The following is a 21265-nucleotide window of genomic DNA, read 5'->3' on the forward strand; positions in this document are numbered from 1 at the left end:
GCTGCGCGACGTCGCCCGCGGGGCCTCCCTGCGCTCCGTCCGCGTGGCCGACGCCCTGCGGCGGCTGCTGCCCTGGCCCGAGGCGGCGCGCTTCGACGAGCTCGCGCCCCCGCGTCTGCCCGTACCCAGCGGGAACACCGCGCGCATCGACTATCCGCCGACCTTCTCTGCCGAGGAGCCCGCCCAGCCCCCGGTGGTGTCCGTGAAGCTGCAGGAGTGCTTCGGCTGGGCCGAGACCCCGCGGGTCGTGGACGGGCGCGTGCCCGTGCAGTTCCACCTGCTCTCCCCGGGCCGGCACACGCTCGCGATCACCGAGGACCTCGCGTCCTTCTGGTCCGGGCCGTACGCCCAGGTCCGCGCGGACATGCGCGGGCGCTACCCCAAGCACCCCTGGCCGGAGGACCCCTGGAACGCGGTGGCCACCGCGAAGACCTCGCGCGCCCTGCGCCGGGACGGGTGACGACGGCGGGCGTTTGAGTTCGTCGTGTGACCTGCGTTACCGTGGGCTCACCGCTACTGCCCGAGCGCGTCACCGTGCGCGCGACGACTCCACCCGCCCACCCGGTGACATCCACCCGACGGCGTGGGGACGTGGGGCACCACGACTGGCGGCCGAACCCGCGCCAACCGTTCCAAACCCACGGCTGGCCCGGCGTGCAGGCCGACCCGCGCCACCCCGTCCCGCACGCTCGGACCGGCAGCTCCGACGCCGCGCGGCACTCCCGGAGGATCCCTCCTGGGAAGCCGCACCGCGTCCGCCGCGAGAGCGCACGAGGACTGCGGGGGCGTGTCCGTTCTCAGACACAGATCGCGAAGTGACACCATGACCACCACGTTTGCCGACACCGAAGCCGACACCATGACCATCGACCCGTCCGAGATGCCCGCCGTGGGGCCGGAGCTCGCCCGTTCGTGGCTGCTCGTCAACGGCTCCCACACCGCCCGCTTCGACGCCGCCGCGCAGAGCGCCGCGGACGCCGTGGTCCTGGACGTGGAGGACTCCGTGGCCCCCGCGGACAAGGCGCAGGCCCGGGAGAACGTCATCCAGTGGCTCGGTCGACGCGGCGAGAACGGCCAGTACAACCGCGCGTGGGTGCGCATCAACGGATTCGGCACCGCGTGGTGGGAGGACGACCTGCGCGCACTGCGGGACGTCCCCGGCCTGGACGGCGTGATGCTCGCGATGACGGAGTCCCCCGAGCACGTGACCCGCACCGCGGAGATGCTGCGCGGCACGCGCATCGTGGCCCTCGTGGAGACCGCCCGCGGCGTGCAGAACCTGCAGGACATCGCTACCGCCCGCTCCACCTACCGCCTGGCGTTCGGCATCGGCGACTACCGGCGTGACACCGGTTTCGGCGAGAACCCCATGGCGCTGGCCTACACGCGTTCGCAGTTCACCATCGCGTCCCGCGCGGCCAACCTGCCCGGACCCATCGACGGCCCCGCCGTGGGTGCGCTGGGCGCCAAGCTCGCGGAGGCCACCGGCGTGACCGACGAGTTCGGCATGACCGGCAAGCTGTGCCTGATGCCCGAGCAGACCACCACCGTGAACGAGGGCCTCTCGCCCTCCCTGAGCGAGCTGTCCTGGGCCACCGAGTTCCTGCAGGAGTTCGAGGCCGAGGGCGGGCAGATCCGCAACGGCTCCGACCTGCCGCGCCTGGCCCGCGCCCGCAAGGTGCTCGGCCTGGCCACCGCGTTCGGCATGCGCCTGCCCGAGGGCTACGACATGCACTTCGAGGCCCCCACGGACACCTACCACTGCTGAGCCAGGGCTAGGAATACGACGACGCCGCGCCGGGCTCCCGGCGCGGCGTCGTCGTTCCCGTCCGTCCCACCCGGCCCACGCCGGATCCGCGCAACTCGCGGGCCCGGCGTGGGCCGCGTCATTGCCGTAACCCGGCGGGGCGGAGGAAAATACGTGGTGGGAGCGCGCTGCGCACCACCCCCGAGGATGGGGTCGGGGCCGGCAGCTTCCGCCAACTGCGGCGGCCCGGGGTGGAACCCGCGGGCCGGTGCAGGTCGCCGGAACCGAACGGAGATGACACCCGTGAACGCATCGATCGAAACCACTGTCCGTCGCACGAAGATCGGCGTCGTGGGGGCGGGGTCCGTGGGGACCTCGCTGGCCTACGCCGCCATGATCCGGGGCGTGTCCACGGACATCGCCCTCTACGACCTGCAGACCGCGAAGGTCGAGGCGGAGGCCCTGGACCTCTCCCACGGGCAGATGTTCACCCCGGGTGTGCGGGTGGAGGGCTCGGACGACGTCGCCGTGCTCAAGGACTCGGACATCATCCTCGTGACCGCCGGCGCCAAGCAGAAGCCGGGTCAGACCCGCCTGGACCTGGCCGGTGCGAACACCGCGATCCTCAAGTCCCTCATGCCGCAGCTGGTCGAGCAGGCCCCGCAGGCCGTGTACGTTCTCGTGACCAACCCGTGCGACGTGCTCACGGTGGTGGCCCAGCGCATCACGGGCCTGCCGTACCAGCGCGTGCTCAGCTCCGGAACCGTGCTGGACACCTCCCGGCTGCGCTGGCTGATCGGCAGCGAGGCGCAGGTGAACACGAGCAGCGTGCACGCCTACATCATCGGCGAGCACGGTGACACGGAGTTCCCGGTGTGGTCATCCGCGACCATCGGACAGGTGCCCCTGCGGGAGTGGGAGGTGGACGGGCGCCGTCCCTTCACGGAAGAGCGCCTCGAGGGGCTGCGCGAGGAGGTGGTCAACGCCGCCTACCGCGTGATCCAGGGCAAGGGCGCCACCAACTACGCGATCGGCCTCTCGGGCGCGCGGATCGCCGAGGCCGTGCTGAAGGACCAGCACGCCGTGATGAGCGTGTCCACGGTGCTCGAGGACTACCGGGGCATCAGCGGCGTGGCGCTGTCCGTGCCTTCCGTGGTGGGCGGCACCGGCGTGGGCCAGCGGCTGCAGATCCCCATGGGCGAGCGCGAGGAGCAGCAGCTGCACGCCTCCGCGGACGCGATGCGCAAGACGCTCAGCGACCTCGGCTTCTGAGCCGCGGCCGACAGACCGCTGACAGACGACGATCCCCGCACCTTCCGGTTGGAGGGTGCGGGGATCGTTCGTTGCCGACGACGCCGCCGCCGCGGGGCCTGTGCCGTGACCCGTCACCGCCCGCACGGGGCGGCCGGGGTCAGCCGACGGCGCTCAGTACGCGGTGCTCAGCTCGCAGTACCTAGCGCGCGGTGCTCGGCTGACTCGCACGCGGCCCGCCGCGCGCGGCAGGCCGGGCGGCAAGCCGCTCGCCGCGCTCAGAGCGTGCCGGCGGGGGCGTCACCGGCGGCTGCGGCCTGCGCGGCCGCGGCGGGATCCGCCTGCTCCGGGTGGTGCACGAGGCGCAGGGTCTCGTCGAACTCGCGCTCGATCTCGGGGTTCCCGCGGTGGGTCAGCAGGGACACCACGATGCCCACGAGCCCGCCCAGGACGAAGCCGGGGACGATCTCGTAGAGGTCGCTCCACGGGGTGTACTGCCACGTGAAGACCACGATGGCGCCCACCGCCATGGCGCTGATGGCACCGGCGTTGGTGAGCTTGCGCCAGAACAGGCTCATGAGCACCACGGGGCCGAAGGCGGCGCCGAAGCCCGCCCACGCGAAGCTCACGAGGTCCAGGATGGTGGAGTTCTGCTGCCACGCGAGGCCCGCGGCCACCACGGCCACGAGCAGCACGCCGCCGCGGCCCAGCCACACCTGGGTCTTGGGGTCCGGGGTGCGCTTGACGGCCAGGTTGTAGAGGTCCTCCACCAGGGCGGAGGAGGAGACGATCAGCTGCGAGGAGATCGTGGACATGATCGCCGCCAGCACGGCCGCGAGCACCAGGCCCGCGATCAGGGGGTGGAAGAGCACCTGGGACATGTCCAGGAAGATGGCCTCGGGGTCCGTGGGCTCCTCGCCCGGACGGTTGCCGTAGTAGGCCAGGCCCACCAGTGCCGTGCCCACGGCACCCAGCACGGTGAGCAGCATCCAGGTGATGCCGATGCGGCGCCCGGGCTTGGCGTCCGCCGGGGTGCGCATGGCCATGAAGCGCACGATGATGTGCGGCTGGCCGAAGTAGCCCAGGCCCCACGCCACCGCGGAGATGACGCCGATCACGGTGCCGCCGGCCACCAGGGACAGCGCGTCCGGGTTCACGTTCTGCACGCGGCGGACCATCTCACCGGGCCCACCCACCAGGAAGACCCCCACCACGGGGACCATGATGAGCGCGGCGAGCATCAGCAGGCCCTGGAAGAGGTCCGTGTAGGACGCACCCAGGAAGCCGCCGAAGAACGTGTAGAGCACGGTCACGCCGGCCACCAGCAGCATGCCGGTGAGGTAGCTCGTGCCGAAGGAGGACTGGAAGAACACGCCACCGGCCACCATGCCGGAGGACACGTAGAACGTGAAGAACGCCAGGATGATCAGCCCGGAGACCACGCGCAGGATCCGGTTGTTGCCCTTCAGACGGTTGTCCAGGAAGGAGGGGATGGTGATGGAGTTGTGGGAGACCTCCGTGTAGGCGCGCAGCCGCGGGGCCACGATCTTCCAGTTCACCCAGGCGCCCACGGTGAGGCCGATGGCCATCCACGCACCCACGAGTCCGGACACGTAGACCGCGCCGGGCAGGCCCATGAGCAGCCACCCGGACATGTCCGAGGCACCGGCGGACAGGGCCGCCACCCCGGGTTTGAGGTTGCGACCACCCAGCATGTAGTCGTCGAGGTCCTTCGTCTTGCTGTTGGCCCAGAGGCCGATGCAGATCATGACGACGAAGTACGCCAGGATCGCAATGAGTTGGTACGCCTGATCGGACATGCACGTGCCTTCCGGTACGAGGTCGGTGGATTGCGCCCACTGTAGCGGGGGTCCGAGGGGGCGTCGGTTCCGTGACGTGAAGCGGATCACAAGAGTACTCCGTGCCGGGGCCGTTCACCTCGCCGCCCGGGGCGGGGCAGGCCGAGGGGCGGGTGCGGACGCAGGGACGGGTGCGGGTGCGGGGACGGGCGCCCGGGCGCGCCAGCACGCGGCGGCGGGTCAGCCCTCGGGGTCGACCGCGCCAGGCAGCCCCGGCCAGGGCTTGAACACGGCGGGCTCCCGCGGCCACGCCGAGGGGTCCCAGTGCTCCAGCACGTCCGCGGTGCTGCGCACGGGGTGCTCGATCCCCAGCGAGGAGCCGAGCCACTCCAGAACGTCCTGCGCCGAGTAGCCCAGCTCCCGCAGCTCGCGCAGGGTCACCGCGCCGTCGCGCTTGGCCAGGCGCTGCCCGCTGGGTCCGAGCACGAGCGGCACATGCGCGTAGGACGGCGCCGGGTGGCCCAGCAGGGAGGCGAGGTACGCCTGGCGCGGCGCGGAGGGGAGCAGGTCGTCGCCGCGCACCACCTGGTCCACGCCCTGCTCGGCGTCGTCCACCACCACGGCGAGGTTGTAGGCGGGGGTGCCGTCGTTGCGCACGAGCACCATGTCGTCCACCGCCCCGGTGAACGGCCCGGCCAGCTCGTCCCGCACCGTGAACTCGGTGACGTCCGCGCGCAGCCGGAGGGCGGGAGGTCGCTGGGCACGACGGCGCTCGCGCTGCGCCGCGCTCAGCTCGCGGCACGTGCCGGGGTAGGCCCCCGGGATGCCGTGCGGTGCGGAGGCCGCCGCGTGGATCTCCCGGCGCGTGCAGTAGCACTCGTAGGTGAGTCCGGCGTCCGTCAGGGTGCGGACGCGGTCCAGGAGCTGCGGGATGCGCTCGGACTGCAGTGCCACGGGGCCATCCCAGTCCAGGCCGAGCTCCCGCAGGTCCGCCACGTTGCGCTCCGCGGCACCCTTCTTCACCCGGTCCAGGTCCTCCACGCGAAGCAGGAACCGGTGGCCGGTGGTCCGCGCGAAACCCCACGCGGCCAGGGCCGTGCGCAGGTTGCCGAGGTGCAGGTCCCCGGAGGGGGACGGGGCGAAACGCCCGGCCGGACTCAGGGTGTTCTCTGGCGTGGGGACGGACACGCGGCACACAGTAGCACCGGGGTGCGGGCCCGGGCTGCCCCTCCCACCTGCGCCTGCGATGCGGGGAGCCCGGTGCCCAGCCGATAGAGTGGCTCCATGGCACGCACCCAGGAGCTGCGCCGCAGCGTCTACGTGATCGGCACCGAGAACTGGAGACTGAACTCCGGTCTGGTGGTCGGCACTCAGCGCGCCCTGGTGATCGACACGGGTGCCGGGCCGCGGCAGGGGCGGGAGATCCTGGCCGCCGTGCGGGACATCACCGCGCTGCCGCTGACCGTGGTCAACACCCACGCCCACTACGACCACTACATGGGCAACGCCGTGTTCGCGCGCGCCGGGGCCACGGAGTTCTGGGCCCACAAGGCGTGCTCGACCGCCATGGGCGAGGTGGGCGAGTTCCAGCGCAGCATCGTGAGCACGCAGGAGCCGGAGATGGGCGAGGGCTCCGGGATCGACACCCAGCTCGTGCTGCCCACCAACACGCTTCCCGGCAACGGCCGCAGGCCCTCTCTCACGCGCATCGACCTGGGCGAGCGCCCGGTCACCCTGTTCTTCCTGGGCCCGGGCCACACGGACAACGACGTCTGCGTGGGCGTGGACGACGTCGTCTTCTGCGGTGATCTCGTGGAGGAGGGGGCGGACCCCAACTTCGAGGACGCCTACCCGCAGCGCTGGGTGGAGTCCCTGCGCGCGCTGGCCACCCTGGAGCGCTACACCGCCTTCGTACCGGGCCACGGCACGCCGGTGACCGCGAACTTCGTGGCCCAGCAGGCGGACACCATGGAGCTGGCGGTGCGCCGCGCCCAGGACGTCCTGGACTCCGGCGAGGGCCCCTCCAGCGCGGCGATGTACCGCCTGCCCTACCAGGCCGGTGTGGCCCGCGTGTTCCTGGACCGGCTGGCGCTCATCGAAGCGGAGACCGGAGCCGCGCAGCCACCGCAGCCCACCCCAGAGCTGCCGCCGCAGCAATTCCCAGGTACCCCGCCAGCAGGGTGATGCGCCCGGCGAGCGTCCCGGCCACGGTCGGGTAGGGCCACCACACGGCCGCCGCGAGCAGGACCGCAGTGAGCACCACCAGGATCAACGCCGTGGCCGTGCGCGGACGGGCCGGGAACCACGGGCTGCCGTCCTCCGCCTCGCGGCTCGGTGACTGCCGGTCCCACGACGCCGCCCGCTGGCCGCCGCCGTTCGACGCGGCGTGACTCTGCGCGGCGTCGTTCCACTCCCCGCTGTTTCGTGTGCCACCGCGCGGATCTTCGCGCCCTGACGACGACGCCCACTCGCGCTCCTCCGCCTGCCGTTCGTGGGCGGGTGGCACGTAGGCGCTGTCCCCGCGGTCCTCGCGCCACGAGAGGCGGCGGCGTCGGCGGGAGCGGTCCTCCCGGTAGCGGCGCAGACCGGCACCCGCGGAACCGCGGCGGTTCCGCCCGGTGCGCGCGAGCGCGAAGCCGATCAGCCGCTCCGCGAGCGCCGCCACGAGACCCCACCCGGCCACCACGAGCAGGGCGGCGGCAGCGTCCGAGGGGCGGTGCCAGCCGTTGACCACGGTGAGCATGCCCACGACCGCCGCGAGGAAGGCCCCCCAGCGTCCCGCGCGGGCTCGGCGGTGCGGGGGCGCGACCAGCAGCAGCGCCATGAGGAAGGACGCCGCGGCGGTGGTGTGCCCCGAGGGGAACGAGTTGGACGCGATCTGCTGGATGCCCAGGTCCGGCTTGTCCAGCACGCCGTGCTTGAGGAACTGGGTGGTCACGTTCGCCGCGATCACCGCACCGGCCGCGCACAGCGCGGCCGTCCAGCGGCGGTAGCGCACCGCCCACACGAGCGCCAGGACGCCCGCGAGCAGTGCGACGACCTCCGGGGCGTACTGGGCGAGCACGAGCACCGGGCGCGGGAAGTACGCGTTGCGGTCCGCCTTCGCCTGCGCGAGGGCCACCTCGTCCAGGGCCTGTCCCGTGACGGTCTGCAGCCCGGCGTGGGCGACGACCAGCACCAGGCCCCACAGCAGCGCGAGCACCACCAGGGTGCCCACCACGGAGCGCGCCCGCACACGACGGGGTGCTCCGGGGCCCGGTGCACCGGGGGCGGGGTACGAGGCGTGGGGGCCAGAGGGGAAGGACGCGTAGGACACGGAAGGACTACCTCACCGGACTGAGAGGGGGACGGCACGGGCGGCCCGCCCTGCAGTGCGGTGGGCCGGACACCATGGTGGCACGTTCCGCTATGCCGGGGCTGTGAGGTGGAACGGCGGTCACGCCCGCCACCCCGCGCGGGGGTGACGGGCGTGCGAGGGGGCGGGAGCGGCGTCGTCGTGACCCGGTCGGTGGCCCGGCCCGTGGCCCAGTCCGTGACTCAGCGGCGGGTGCGCGTGAACGCGGAGACCCCCGTGATCGCCCGGCCCACGATGAGCGCCTGGACGGAGTCGGTGCCCTCGTAGGTGGAGACCACCTCCATGTCCGTGAGGTGGCGGCCGATGTGGTTCTCGAGCAGCAGGCCGTTGCCGCCGAGCATGTCCCGGGCGGTGCGGCACATCTCCAGGGCCTTGCGGGAGGTGGTCATCTTCACCAGGGAGGCCATGGCGTCCGTGAACTGGTCCGTCTCCTGCAGGTGTGCCATGCGCGTGCACAGCAGCTGCATGGAGGTCAGGTCCGAGAGCATCGTGGCCAGCCGCTCCTGCACCAGCTGGTAGTTGGCGATGGGCAGGCCGAACTGCTCGCGCTCCAGGGCGTAGTTCGCCGCGATCTCGAACGCCGCCATGCCGTGGCCCACGGCCTCCCAGGACGCACCGCCGCGGGTGGCCTTGAGGACCTTGTTGACGTCCTTGAAGCTGGCGCAGTTCTCCAGGCGGTTCTCGTCCGGGATCCGCAGGTCCTCGATCACGATGTCCGCCTGGTTGATGGCGCGCTTGCCCACCTTGCCCTCGATCACCGTGGGCTCGTAGCCCTGCGGGTAGCTGCCGTCCCGCTGCTTCTCCACGACGAAGCACTTGACCTGCCCGTCCGCCTCGTCGCGCGCGTAGAGCACGGTCACGTCCGCAGCGTGGCCGTTGCCGATCCAGCGCTTGTGGCCGTTGAGCACCCAGTGGTCACCGTCGCGGCGGGCGGAGGTCTCCAGGGAGACCGAGTCCGAGCCGTGGTTCGGCTCCGTCAGCGCGAACGCCCCGGTTTTCTCCACCGTGGCCATGGCCGGAAGCCAGCGCTGACGCTGCTCCTCGTTGCCGAGCATGTAGATGCTGCCCATGCACAGGTTGGAGTGCACGCCGAAGAACGTGTTCACGGAGCCGTCGACCCGGCCCATCTCCCGGGCCACCAGACCGGCCGCCTGGCGGGAGAGCCCCGGGCAGCCGTAGCCCTCGATGAACGTTCCCACGATGCCCAGCTCCGCGAGCCCGGCGAACACCGGCTCGGGGTGCTCGCCGCGCTCCCAGTACTCGTTGATCACGGGCAGGATGCGCTCGCGGCCGAACGCGCGGACGCGGTCCCGCAGGGCGGTCTCCTCCGCGGAGAGGTCCTGGTCCAGGAGGAAGAAGTCGGGGTTCTCGAGCAGCTCGCTCATGACGGGTCCTTTCGTTGGGCACGAAGCCACTGCTTGACGTCCTCGGTGTCCGCACCGAGGGCGGGCGGGGCCTTCTCGTAGGTCACGGGGGTGCGGCTGTAGCTGACCGGGTTCTTGATGAGCGGCACCGTGTTGTCCCCCCGGCCCACCTGCACGACCGGGTCGAGGCCGAGCGACGCCGCGTACTGCACGCCCTCCGGGATGCTGAGGATCGGTGCGCACGGCACGCCGGCGGCCTGCAGCCTGCTCGCCCAGATCTCGGCGGTCTCGGTGGACAGCGCGCCGTTGAGCAGCACCCGCAGCTCCTCCCGGTTGTTGTTCCGGTTCTCCACGCTGTCGAAGCGGGGGTCCCGGATGAGGTCGGGCATTCCCAGGACGGTGGAGAAGCGGATGAACTGGGAGTTGTTGGCCACCGTGATGATGAGTTCCTTGTCCGCGGTGGGGAACGGGCCGTACGGGAACAGGCTCGGGTGCTCGTTGCCGAGACGCTGGGGATCGTTGCCGCACGCCGCATAGCCCGTGGTCTGGTTGACCAGCCCGGACAGCGCCGCCGAGAGCAGGTCCAGCTCCACGTGCTGGCCCTTCCCGGAGATGTCGCGCTCGTGCAGGGCGCCGAGGACGGCCACGGCGGCGTGCAGGCCGGTGATGACGTCGAACAGGGCCACTCCGCCGCGCTGCGGGGGCCCGTCCGGGGAACCCGTCACGGACATGAAGCCGGAGACCCCCTGGACCAGCAGGTCGTAGCCGGGCAGGTGGCTGCCGCCCTTCGTGCCGAAACCGGTGATGCTCGCGTGCACCAGCTGCGGCCAGCGCTCGGCCACGGACTCGGCATCCAGACCGAACTGCGCCAGTCCACCGGGCTTGAAGTTCTCGATGAACACGTCCGCGGTGTCGATGATCTCGTACGCGGTCTCCAGGTCCTGCGGGTCCTTCAGGTCCAGCACGATGGAGTGCTTGTTGCGGTTCACGGAGAGGTAGTAGGTGCCGATCCCGTTGACGCTCGGCGGCTTGTACAGCCGGGTATCGTCTCCGTCCGGGCCCTCCACCTTGATCACCGTGGCGCCCATGTCCGCGAGCAGCATGGTGCAGTACGGCCCGGCGAGGATCCGGGAGAAGTCGGCGACGACGACGCCGCTGAGCGGGCCCGTGCCGGGGGAGGAGCTGGTCAGGGACATGCGGACTCCCTTGGAGGACGAGGATGTGTCTTGCACCACATAAGCACTGGCATTATGTTCTGTCCAATACAGAACGAGGCAGTCATTGATGCCCTGGAGACAACAGTGCCGGGATCGTGGGTCACGCTTCCGCTGGGCCGCGGCGACGTCGTGCGCCCGTGGCAGTGAGGTCACGACGGCTCGGCGGCGGCGACGTCGTGGCGGTCAGGCGGCGGCGCGGGCACGGGACGGACGCGGCGTCGCCAGCACCCGGCGACGCCGCCACCCGGCGCCGACCGGTGGCGTCGGCAACGTACGAGGAAAGGCGGGTCCACCATGGAGGTGCACGAGGCGAGGGCGTTCCTCGCGGTGGCGCAGGAGCTGCACTTCGGGCGGGCGGCGGCCCAGCTGCGGATCGCCCAGCCGCCGCTGAGCAGGCTCATCAAGAGCATCGAGAAGTCCCTGGGAACCGCGCTGTTCGAGCGCAGCACCCGCCAGGTCTCCCTGACCCCGGCCGGGGCGGCGCTCGTGGAGCCCGCGAAGGAGCTCGTGGCGGCGTCGGAGAACGCGCGAGCGGCCGTGGCGAAGTCGGTGACCGGTGAGACCGGGCGGGTGCGGCTGGGCTTCGCGGGCGCCTCGATCAACAGGACGGTGGGTGAGCTCGCGCGGCACGTGCGCTCGCACCGCCCCGGCATCCACCTGGAGCTGCACGGCTCGCAGTTCTCGCACCTGGCCATGCAGAAGGTGCTGGACGGCACGCTGGACCTCGCGATCGGGCGGTGGGACTTCATCCCGGCGGAGCTGCGCTCCAGCGTGCTGGGCTACGAGGAACTCATGGTGGTGCTGCCCGCGGACCACCCGCTGGCCGGGGAGCAGCGCGTGAGCATGGCGCAGCTCGCGGAGGAGTCCTGGGTGATCCTGCCCACCGGGCCCGGCGCGGCGCTGCAGAACCGGCTGACCTCCATGGCGATGGCGGCGGGCTTCATGCCCAGGATCGCCCAGGTGGCGCCGGACTCCTGGACCCTGCTGGTGCTGGTGGCGGCGCAGATCGGGTGCGCGCTGAGCCTGGACACCGTGCGGGACAACGTGTCCTCGGACGGCGTGGTATTCCTGCCCCTCGCGCAGGAGCAGAGACCGCTCGAGGTGCAGATCCTGTGGCGCGCAGCGGACCCCAATCCGGCGCTGCGGGCGGTCGTGCACATGGCGCAGAGCCTGTACGGCGGCCCCCGCCGCGCGCGTGCGGCGGGGGCCGCCGACCCCGGCGCGTGACGTCCCGCTCCGGGCGCGGAGTGCACGCCGCGGGGGGAGGGAGGGGCAGGGCACGGCGCCGCGCGGCGTCGTCGCCCGCCGCGCGTGGGCGGGTGCGTCCACGGCGCGGAGGAGCGCCCGGCGTCCTACTCGTAGTCGTACCAGCCCCTGCCGGACTTGCGACCGTACTCGCCGGCCTCGTACTTCTCCTTGATCGACTCTGCGGGCAGGGACGCGGGGTCACCCGTCTGCTCGTACTCGGCCAGGCGGATCAGGTAGACGACGTCGATGCCCACCATGTCCATGAGCTCGAACGGACCCATGGGGTGGTTCAGCGCGGTCTTCGCGGCGACGTCGATGTCCTCGTAGTCCGCCACGCCGTCCTCGTAGAGCTTCAGAGCCTCGGTGCGCAGCGCCCCGAGCAGGCGGTTGGCGACGAAGCCCGGGACCTCCTTCTTCAGCTGCACGGGCTCCTTGCCGATCGAGCGGGCGAGCGCCATGGCGGTCTCCACGGTCTCCGGGGATGTTGCCGGGTTGGGGACCACCTCCACGCACTTCATCACAAGCGCCGGGTTGAAGAAGTGCACGTTGCACACCTTCTCCGGGCGGTTCGTGGCGTCGGCCACGCGGGAGGAGACGATGTTCGAGGAGTTCGTGGCCAGGATGGTGTGCTCCGGGCACACCGCGTCCAGCTCCGCGAAGACCTGGCGCTTGATGGTCAGGTCCTCCACCGCGGCCTCGATCACGAAGTCGGCCTGAGCCGCGCACTCGTCCCGGTCCGTGGAGAAGGTCATCCGCTCGAACGCGGCGTCCACGTCCTCCCGGGTGCGGCGGCCCTTGCTGACGTCCCGGTCCATGCGGGAGTGCAGCTGCTCGGCCGCCCTGTCCACCGCCTCCTGGGCGATGTCCACGACGTCCGTGTCGTAGCCGGCCAGCGCGCACACCATGGCGATCTGCGACCCCATGGCGCCCGCACCGATCACGGTCACGTGCTTGATCTGCTGCAACGGGTTCTCGCTCACTTGTTCACGTCCTTCTGCGCCGCGCCCTGGAAGTCCGGGCTGCGCTTCTCCAGGAACGCGTTCGTCCCCTCCGCCTTCTCCGCGCTGCTGTAGAGCACGGACTGGGCCAGGCGCTCCAGCAGGATCCCGGTCTGGTGGTCCACGTCGAAGCCGTGGCGGACCACCGTCTTGGCGAGCTGGATGGCCAGCGGGCCCTTGGCCATGATGGCGTTCGCGGTCTCGCGCGCGGTGTCCAGCAGCTGCTCCGGCTCCACGACGTTCGTGACGAGGCCCATGGCCAGGGCATCGTCGGCCTTCACACGGCGCCCGGTGAGGATGATCTCGGTGGCGCGCCCCAGACCCACCAGCTTGGCGAGGCGCTGTGTTCCGCCGGCCGCCGGCATGATGCCGAGCCCCGTCTCCGGCAGGGCGAACTGCGCGTTCGTGGAGGCCACGCGGATGTCGCACGCCAGCGCCAGCTCGTGGCCGCCGCCGAACGCGTAGCCGTTCACTGCCGCGATTGTGGGCTTGGGGAACTGCTCCACCTTCTCGTACACGCCCTGCATGGTGGCCTTCAGGCCGTCCCGGGGCGTGCGCACGGCGAGCTCGTTGATGTCCGCGCCAGCCACGAACGCCTTGTCCCCGGCGCCCGTGAAGATCAGCACCTGGACCGCGTCGTCCGCGGCGAGCTCCTCGAGCGTGCGGGTGAGGGCCTGCAGCACGGTCGCGTTGATCGCGTTGCGCACCTCCGGGCGGTTGACGGTCACCAGGGCGATCCCGTCCGCCACCTCCACGGTGAGGACGTCGCTGGGGTCTGGGCTCATGGTGTGTGCTCCATTCGTGGTCTTGCGTTCTCCCGCGGTGTCTGGCGCGGGGCTGCTCGCTCCATTCATACCGCTCCGAGGGTGAACCACTCCACACGGCCGGGGGATTGATGCGCAACGGGTATGGATCGGTGGCGGGTGAGGCAACGGCGGGGGTGGTGCGGAGGGCGACGACGGCGGGCGGGCTGGGCGTGGTGCGACTGCAGAGGAGGCGCGGTGCGGGGGGCGACGACCGCGGGTGGACGGGCTGCGGCGTCAGGCACCTGCGCCCCTGCGATTCTGAGGTGTAGAACTGCCCGCCTGAGGTGCGGTTCTGCGGTCACCTCTACACCTCAGATGCCGCCTACCGGTGTGTCGGGGCCGCGGGTGGGGTCGCAGAGGCGGCGGCGGCAGCGGCGTCGTCGTCCGAGGCGCGGTCCCGCGGGTCGTGGGCGCCCTGGGGCACCCGGGTGATCTGTCCCGTCTCGGGGTCGACGACGGCGCGCGGCCGGTTCAGACGGGCCGCGACCGCCGCCGCGGCGACCATGGCGAGGCCGATCAGCGTCACCAGCGCACCCGGCAGGAACATCATGAAGCCGCCCACGGCGAGCACCACCCGCAGGGGAACGGGCAGCTGGCGTTCCACGAAGGTGAGCCACCCGCCCATGGCGGCCGCGATCGCGTAGACCGCCACGAGGCTGGAGAGGAACGCCAGCGCGATGTGCACCGGTTCGCCCTGGGCCACGAGTGCGGGGTTGAGGGCGAAGCCGAAGGGCACCACGTACTTCACCGCGCCGAGCTTCATGGCCGAGAAGCACGTGGCCATGGGAGAGGCCTTCGAGATCCCCGCCGCGGCGAACGCGGCGAGGCCCACGGGCGGGGTGATGTAGGAGACCGAGGCCCAGTAGATGACGAACAGGTGCGCGGCGATCGGGTCCACACCGAGCGCAGTGACGGCCGGGACCATCACGATGGCGAGGAAGACGTAGGCCGCGGAGATGGTCAGCCCCATGCCGAGCACGAAGCAGACTACGGCCCCGGCGATCAGGATCAGCACGACGTTGTCACCCACCAGGGCCACCAGGTCGCGGGAGAGGGACAGCGCCACGCCCGTGGCGGTCAGACCGCCCAGGATCAGGCCCACACCCGCGATGATGCCGACGATCTGGGCGAGCGTCTTGCCCACGTCCACGCCCATGTCCACCCACTGCCGGGGGCCGAAGGTCACGCTCGGCTTGACGAGTGCGATCAGCAGCAGGAGACCCACCACCCAGTACGGCACCTGCGCCTCGGAGTCCGTGGTGAACAGCAGCACCGTGAGCACCGCGAGCGCCCCCAGGTAGGGCCAGCCCTGTGCCAAGGCGTGGCGGGCGCGGGGCAGCAGGTCCTTGGGCGTGCCCCGCAGCCCGCGCTGGGCGGCGTAGCCGTCGATCTGCAGGAAGATGCCCAGGTAGTAGAGGATCGCGGGGATCGTGGCCGCCACCAGGATGGAGGTGTACGGCACGCCCACGAAGGACACCATGAGGAACGCGGCGGTTCCCATGATGGGCGGGGTGATGGAACCGCCGGAGGACGCGGTGGCCTCCACTGCGCCAGCCACCCGAGCGCTGAATCCGGAGCGCTTCATGGCCGGGATGGTCATGGGGCCCGTGGTGAGGACGTTGGAGACCGCCGAGCCGCTCATCATGCCCATGGCCGCGGAACTGGCCACGGCCACCTTGGCGGAGCCACCGCGGTAGCGGCCGAAGACCGCCATGGACAGCTCGTGGAAGAAGTCCGCGCCGCCGGTGTGCTGCAGCACCACGCCGAAGAGCAGGAAGCCCACCAGGATGGTGCCCGCGGTCTGCAGGGGCAGTCCCAGCACGCTGTCCACGCCCATGGTGTGCACCGTGGCCAGGGTGGGGAGGTCGTAGGAGATGCCCTGCAGGAAGGACAGGGAAATCACACCGGCGAAGAGCGGGTAGACCGAGAAGAGGAACGCGATCACCAGGACCACGAGTCCGGCGGCACGGCGCAGCGTCTCCAGGATCAGGGCCCAGAACACGAAGCTCAGCACGGTGGCCAGCGTGGGGGCCATGAACTGCCAGCCGTACTCCTGGATCTCGATGCCGTGCAGCGCGAAGTACCCGCTGGTTCCGATGACGGCGAGGATCAGCAGGACGTCGTACCACGGCACGCCCCGCCGCTGCCCGGCCGCGGAGCCGGGGGCGTGCTTGCGCAGGGGCGTCACGATGAACACGATCGGCACGAACAGCGCGATCAGCAGGTAGAGGAACGAGTTGGTGGGAACGGCCACCCCGCCCACGTTCCAGAAGAACATCTGGTTCATGGTCAGCAGGATGCCCAGCACCGTGAGGACGATCAGCACGGTGCGCCAGAAGGGTGTGAGGCGTGGGCTGGCGTCGTGCAGGGAGACGTCCGAGGGCATGGTGGGCTGTGCGGCGTAGCCCGCGTGGGGGTGGAGATCCGTGCCGGTGACCGGGGACCCGGTGCGGGGATCGTAGGCGGGCCCGACGTCGTCGGCGCGGGTGGTACTCGCGCCCCGGGTGGAGCGCGTGGTGCCGAGGGCGTCGGAGCGTTGCTGTGCGGAGCTCATTCAGTGCCTCCCGTGGGGGACGTGGTGGGCGAGGACTGCCCGGGCAGGGTGCCGGGCGTCTCGGGGAGGGCGGGGAGGTTGCTCTTCTTCCAGGCCACCCACTCCTTGCGGGTGGCCTTGGGGTCCTCGGCGTCCTTGTGGTCCTTCCAGAACTCGGGCCACGCCTCCCGCATGCGGCGCTCGCGGTCCAGCAGGGCGTCCTGCCGCGTCTGCAGGTCCGTGGACCACCGGCCCCTGCTGGTGAGGAACTCCACCATGGCGTCGTGGAACGGGATGACCAGGGGCGTGAGCTGGATCTGGTCCGTGCCGAAGCGGTGGGCGTCCGGCGTGGTGTCCTTGTAGTCCGGGTAGTACCGGTCCATGTCCGCCACGAGCGCGGCCACCTCCTCCTTGGGACGGTCCGCGCGGGCCACCACGGGAATCGTGTACTGCATGTTCACGGCTGTCTCACCCTTGCCCAGGCCTGCACCCTTGCTGAACTCGCCCGGCTTGACCATGGGAGCGAGCTCCTCCCACGTCTTGTACCGGGAGGGATCGTTGCCGCCCAGGTCCAGCCAGCGGATGGGGTACTGGGACGCCAGCTCGGAGACGTTCGCGCCCACCACGTTCTGGTACAGGGCGTCGATCTGACCCGTCTTCAGCGCCTCGATCTGCGCGCTGTACGTCACCGCCACCTGCTGCACGTCCTTGCCCGTGAGGCCGCCGTAGTTGAGGATCGCCTCGAGCTTGCGGTTGATGGAGGTGCTCGCAATCAGCTGGGGGTACTTCTTCCCCTTGAGGTCTGCCACGGTCTCGATCCCGCTGTCCTTGCGCACCAGCACCCCGTAGTTGCCCGGGGGAGTCCACACCAGGCGCAGCGCCTGCGGGCCCCACTGCTCGGAGCAGTACTCGTCGTTGCCCTCGAACGCGTAGTAGTACTCGTCACCGGTGCGGGAGTACTGGGCCGTCCCGTTGATCAGAGGAGCCAGCCGGCCGATGCCGGTGTCCGACGTCATGAGACGGATCTGCCGGCCCGTCTTCTGTGTGAGGGTGTTGGCCACCGCCGCGAGGTCGTTGTACGTGCCCGTTCCCACGCCGTAGGTGGACCACACGAGCTGCTTGGACTGCCCGCTTGCGGTCCGGGCGCTCGAGCACCCGGCCACGCCGGCCAGCACGGGTAACGACGCCGCTGCGGCCAGGAGCGCGCGACGGTTGAGAGTACGGGGCATCGTGCCTCCACTGAGCTGGTCCGACGGATCGCCGGAGCCCGCTCGCCGAGACGGGGCGGGGGAGCGGGGAAACCGGTGGGTCCATTCATACAGTCAATGAGTGATCCAGAACACTTACCCTTGAGTTTCATGCGGAACGGGTATCAGCGGTGGTTGGGGCGGGCAACGCCGAGCGGTGACGCGTGACAGGTGGGCACTCAGGGGTGCCTGGGTGGAGCGGTCCCAACATTTGTGGCGCGGAATGCCCACGGGCGGCGCTGTTCCATGGGCAGATCGTGCCTCAGATGTCCGCCCGTCCGCCCCTCCCGGGAACGGTGCAGGGAGCGTCAGCCGTGGGTGGGCCGTTCGACCGGCTCGTCGTCGTCCAGCCACTCCACGGGGTCGTTGCGCAGGCCCGCGGCCAGTGCGGTGGCTGTCTCCTTCCAGGAGGTGAGCTCGGCGATGGCCAGGTGCGGCTGCTTGGTGGAGAAGGAAGCGCGGGCGGCCTGCAGAATGGCCCGCGCGCATTCGTCACGGCTCTGCGGCGAGAGCGCGAACATCCACGGGAAGACCTCCGACATGCGCTCTGCGAGGCTTCCCTGAGAGTCAGTGGCGATGACGATCAGCTGGGCCGCAAGGTCGAGCAGGTCGCGTCGGGCGCGGTCCTCGCTGTCGGTCATCATCACGAGGTTTTCACCATCGCGTCGCGTGACCGTCACGGGGTGCTCTGACGCGGCCGCGAAGACCTCACCGGAGGAACGGCTGAGGTCTGAGGACTTGAACTCGTGGGGGAGTGTCTGGGCGGCGCTCATGGCACCAGGTTAGTTCTGAAGTTGTTCTGAAGACAACTAAAGAGGCACGGAGAGCGGGCCCTGAACCGGGCAACATCTGAGGCGTGAAATGCCCGCCGGCGGGGCTGTTCCGTGGGCAGATCGTGGCTCAGATGTTCGCACCCCCAGCGCCCCAGCACCAGAGACCCCGGCACCAGGAATGGCCGGTCGCCCTACCCCGCCTCACCCCGCAGCCGGTCGTAGAAGCCGGCGGCCATCGCCAGGGACACCAGCTCGTGCGCGGGCATGTCCTGCAGGACCTTCGCGAACTTCTCGGAGAGGTCGTTGTGGCTCCACACGCTGTCCTCCAGGACCACGCGCAGTTCGGGGGAGCGGGCGAAGTCCACGGGGGTGTTGTTGCGGGCCTGCTGCCTGAGGTTCTCGTTGTCCTGGGCGGTGGTGAGCCAGAGGTTCACGGCGTCCACCTTGTAGTCGTCGGAGGCGTCCAGACCGCCGAGGTACTTGTTGACCTTCTCCACGAGTTCGGTCTTGGCGGCGCGTTCCCGCTCCGCCTGCTTGCTCATGCCCACCTCGGTCAGGCCCCGTAGTCCTTCGGGCTCGCCCTCGTGCAGCGCCAGGTCCTGCTCGCGCTGCTTCTCCAGGTGGTAGTGCGTGAGCACCACGTCCTCGGCGGTGACCGTCTCCGGGGTCTCGGTCTCCAGCACCGCGTTGAGCCGTCGCTCAAGCAGGTCCGCGAACACGGACAGCTTGAGGTACTCCGGGTCCCCGAAGTTGAGGATCTGCGAGAAGAACGCGTAGGAGGTCACGTACTGGCCCAGCAGGGAACGGAACTCTTCGAGCGTGTCCCGGGCCGCGGCGTCGTCGTCCTGGGAAGCCCGCTCCCAGCGGTCCATGAAGCGTTCCACGGCGGGATCCAGGCCGGGGGAGAGGGAGGTGTGCTTGCCGCGCACGTTGTTCCACGCCTCCCACACCCGGTCCACCTCGGAGTCGTTGAAGATGCCCGCGGCCTTGAGCTTCTCGAGCTGCTTGGAGACCAGGTCCAGGTCCGAGGGGGTCTTGATCTCGGCGTCCTCGTAGTACTCCTGGAACGCGGCGAGGATCTGGTCCGGATCGTTCACGAAGTCCAGCACGTACGTGTCCGTCTTGCCGTCCATGCGGCGGTTGAGCCGGGACAGCGTCTGCACGGCGGCGATGCCGGAGAGCCGCTTGTCCACGTACATACCAACCAGCAGCGGTTGATCGAAGCCGGTCTGGTACTTGTTCGCGACGATCAGGATGTTCTGGTCGTCCTGGTTGAACACCGCCGCGAGGTCCCGCCCGCGCACGTCCGGGTTCATGGACGCCTCGGTCACCTCGGGGCGCTCGCCGTCCCCGATCACCGCCACGTCCGGGTCCGGCAGCGTGCCGGAGAACGCCACCAGGGTCTTCAGCGGCAGGTTCTCGCGCTCGATGTGGCGCTGGAATGCGCGCTGGTACTGCACCGCAGCCGCGCGCGAGCCGGTGACCACCATGGCCTTGCCTCGCCCGTTCAACGCGGGCTGCACAGTGGTGAGGTAGTGCTTGACGATCACGTCCACCTTGGAGCTCACGTTGGTGGGGTGCAGCTCCACGAACCCGATGTACGCGCGCGTGCCCCGGCGCACGTCCACCTCGCCGCTCTCCGCACTCTCCCCGGACGACGACGCCGCTGCCGCCCCCTCCCTGCCGTTCGTCCCGTTCGCGCCGGGCACGTTCGCGGGGTCCGAACCCCGCAGCGCGATCTTGGCCACGCGCTCGTAGGTGGTGTAGTTCTTCAGCACATCCAGGATGAAGCCCTCCTGGATGGCCTGCTTCATGGAGTAGAGGTCGAACGGCTCCTTCTTGCCCGCCTCGTTGGGGGTGCCGAAGAGCTCGATGGTCTTGGCCTTGGGGGTCGCGGTGAACGCGAAGTAGCTGATCCGGTGGCCGTCGTCCGCCTGGGCCGCCATGCGGACCAGGGCGTCCTGATCGGCGCCCGGTTCCAGCTCGCCGTTCTCGTCCACCGCGGGGGAGTCGGTGCCCGTGGCCGCGGTGGGGTCGTTGAGGTACAGCAGCTCCTTGACCGCGCTGGCCGCATTGCCGGACTGCGAGGAGTGGGCCTCGTCCGCGATCACCGCGAAGCGCTTGCCCTCGAACGAGCCGCCCTTCTCCCGGATCTTGGACAGGGCGTAGGGGAAGGTCTGCAGGGTCACGCCGATGATGGGCACCCCCGCGGAGAGCGCCTCGATGAGCTGCCCCGTCTTGGAACCCTCCGAGCCCGAGGTGATGGGCTGGAACTGGCCCGTGCTGTTGACCAGTTGGTCCACGGCGTCCTGGAGCTGGCGGTCCAGCACCTGGCGGTCCGCGATCACGAAGACGGTGTCGAACACCTTCTCGCCCGCAGCAGTGTGGAGTGTGGCCATGCGGTGGGCGGTCCAGGCAATGGAGTCCGTCTTGCCGGAACCGGCGGAGTGCTGGATGAGGTACTTGTGACCCGGTCCGTCCTCACGGGCCGCGGCGGTGAGCCGGCTGACCGCGCGCCACTGGTGGTAGCGGGGGAAGCGGATCTGCGCGCGGTCGATCTCCGCACCCGTGCGCGGATCCACCTTCTTCTGGTGGTTCACGTACACGAACTTGGTGAGGATGCTCAGCCACGTGTCCCGCTGCAGGGTCTCCTCCCAGAAGTACGAGGAACGCGCACCGTTCGGGTTGGGCGGGTTGCCCGCGCCGTTGTGGTGACCGCGGTTGAAGGGCAGGAACGACGTCCCCGCGCCCTTCAGCTCGGTGGTCATGTAGACGTCGTTGTCCGTGAGCGCGAAGTGCACTAGGTGTTGTGGGGCATGAGGTTCTTGGCACGGGTGTGGCGATGAGATGAGGAACGGGCTCCTCGCCACAGGATGGAAGTTCCTACACCACCCACCTGCCTGGAAGAGCCCGTTCATGACCCACGC

The 21265-nt window shown here is 70.5% G+C and carries 16 protein-coding genes; 5 read left to right on the forward strand and 11 right to left on the reverse strand.

All coding sequences use genetic code 11. The features are described 5' to 3' along the window. The 3 genes from D8M39_RS11260 to D8M39_RS11270 all read left to right on the forward strand — a co-directional run. Nucleotides 1–460: ATP-dependent helicase C-terminal domain-containing protein (locus D8M39_RS11260; RefSeq protein ID WP_305778385.1), on the forward strand; the 460-nt coding region annotated here is incomplete at its 5' end. A gap of 363 nt (nucleotides 461–823) precedes the next feature. After that, the gene (locus tag D8M39_RS11265; protein ID WP_083482262.1) at nucleotides 824–1768 is read left to right on the forward strand and encodes a CoA ester lyase; all 945 of its coding nucleotides are present in this window, start codon (nucleotides 824–826) and stop codon (nucleotides 1766–1768) included. A gap of 273 nt (nucleotides 1769–2041) precedes the next feature. Further along, on the forward strand, nucleotides 2042–3019 hold the full coding sequence (locus D8M39_RS11270; protein WP_174233454.1) for an L-lactate dehydrogenase: 978 nt from the start codon (nucleotides 2042–2044) through the stop codon (nucleotides 3017–3019). A 257-nt stretch (nucleotides 3020–3276) separates the two neighbouring features. Here D8M39_RS11270 and putP read toward each other — a convergent pair whose 3' ends face one another. Beyond that, entirely contained in the window at nucleotides 3277–4818 is a 1542-nt protein-coding gene (putP, locus tag D8M39_RS11275; RefSeq protein WP_126875019.1) for a sodium/proline symporter PutP, read from the reverse strand. 219 nt (nucleotides 4819–5037) lie between these two features. Further along, entirely contained in the window at nucleotides 5038–5985 is a 948-nt protein-coding gene (gene gluQRS / locus D8M39_RS11280) for a tRNA glutamyl-Q(34) synthetase GluQRS (protein ID WP_174233459.1), read from the reverse strand. Between the two features lie 96 nt (nucleotides 5986–6081). Between gluQRS and D8M39_RS11285 the strand changes: the two genes are divergently transcribed. After that, nucleotides 6082–6981, forward strand: coding sequence for an MBL fold metallo-hydrolase (locus D8M39_RS11285; protein ID WP_055081972.1), 900 nt, complete (start codon nucleotides 6082–6084; stop codon nucleotides 6979–6981). Here D8M39_RS11285 and D8M39_RS11290 read toward each other — a convergent pair. The 3 genes from D8M39_RS11290 to D8M39_RS11300 form a co-directional block, all read right to left on the reverse strand. Next, the gene (locus tag D8M39_RS11290) at nucleotides 6890–8113 is read right to left on the reverse strand and encodes a phosphatase PAP2 family protein (protein ID WP_238694065.1); all 1224 of its coding nucleotides are present in this window, start codon (nucleotides 8111–8113) and stop codon (nucleotides 6890–6892) included. The two genes, D8M39_RS11285 and D8M39_RS11290, sit on opposite strands and share 92 nt — an antisense overlap. A 221-nt stretch (nucleotides 8114–8334) precedes the next feature. After that, entirely contained in the window at nucleotides 8335–9537 is a 1203-nt protein-coding gene (locus D8M39_RS11295; RefSeq protein WP_055082102.1) for an acyl-CoA dehydrogenase family protein, read from the reverse strand. Beyond that, nucleotides 9534–10712: a CaiB/BaiF CoA-transferase family protein gene (locus D8M39_RS11300; RefSeq protein ID WP_126875020.1), complete on the reverse strand. Its 1179-nt coding sequence runs from the start codon at nucleotides 10710–10712 to the stop codon at nucleotides 9534–9536. The genes D8M39_RS11295 and D8M39_RS11300 overlap by 4 nt, the downstream gene beginning before the upstream one ends. 315 nt (nucleotides 10713–11027) lie before the next feature. Here D8M39_RS11300 and D8M39_RS11305 point away from each other — a divergent pair, with 315 nt between their 5' ends. Continuing rightward, entirely contained in the window at nucleotides 11028–11960 is a 933-nt protein-coding gene (locus tag D8M39_RS11305; protein WP_126875021.1) for a LysR family transcriptional regulator, read from the forward strand. Nucleotides 11961–12085: 125 nt separating this feature from the next. On the opposite strand, the gene D8M39_RS11310 is transcribed toward D8M39_RS11305, so the two are convergent. From D8M39_RS11310 to D8M39_RS11335, 6 genes are all read right to left on the reverse strand, one after another. Then, nucleotides 12086–12961: a 3-hydroxyacyl-CoA dehydrogenase family protein gene (locus D8M39_RS11310; protein WP_126875022.1), complete on the reverse strand. Its 876-nt coding sequence runs from the start codon at nucleotides 12959–12961 to the stop codon at nucleotides 12086–12088. Next, nucleotides 12958–13764: an enoyl-CoA hydratase/isomerase family protein gene (locus D8M39_RS11315; RefSeq protein WP_126875023.1), complete on the reverse strand. Its 807-nt coding sequence runs from the start codon at nucleotides 13762–13764 to the stop codon at nucleotides 12958–12960. The genes D8M39_RS11310 and D8M39_RS11315 overlap by 4 nt, the downstream gene beginning before the upstream one ends. Nucleotides 13765–14107: 343 nt before the next feature. Continuing rightward, nucleotides 14108–16339 (reverse strand): TRAP transporter permease, encoded by a 2232-nt coding sequence (locus D8M39_RS11320; RefSeq protein WP_238694066.1) that lies wholly within the window; start codon nucleotides 16337–16339, stop codon nucleotides 14108–14110. Beyond that, nucleotides 16336–17547: a TAXI family TRAP transporter solute-binding subunit gene (locus tag D8M39_RS11325; RefSeq protein WP_126875024.1), complete on the reverse strand. Its 1212-nt coding sequence runs from the start codon at nucleotides 17545–17547 to the stop codon at nucleotides 16336–16338. Before D8M39_RS11325 ends, D8M39_RS11320 begins: the two co-directional genes overlap by 4 nt. A 326-nt stretch (nucleotides 17548–17873) precedes the next feature. Beyond that, nucleotides 17874–18338, reverse strand: a complete 465-nt coding sequence (locus D8M39_RS11330; protein ID WP_126875025.1) for a prevent-host-death protein — start codon at nucleotides 18336–18338, stop codon at nucleotides 17874–17876. 191 nt (nucleotides 18339–18529) lie between these two features. After that, nucleotides 18530–21139 (reverse strand): DEAD/DEAH box helicase family protein, encoded by a 2610-nt coding sequence (locus tag D8M39_RS11335; RefSeq protein ID WP_238694067.1) that lies wholly within the window; start codon nucleotides 21137–21139, stop codon nucleotides 18530–18532. Nucleotides 21140–21265: the final 126 nt, after the last annotated feature.

It is taken from the genome of Kocuria sp. HSID17590, assembly GCF_003989485.1.
Lineage (GTDB): Bacteria > Actinomycetota > Actinomycetes > Actinomycetales > Micrococcaceae > Kocuria > Kocuria salsicia.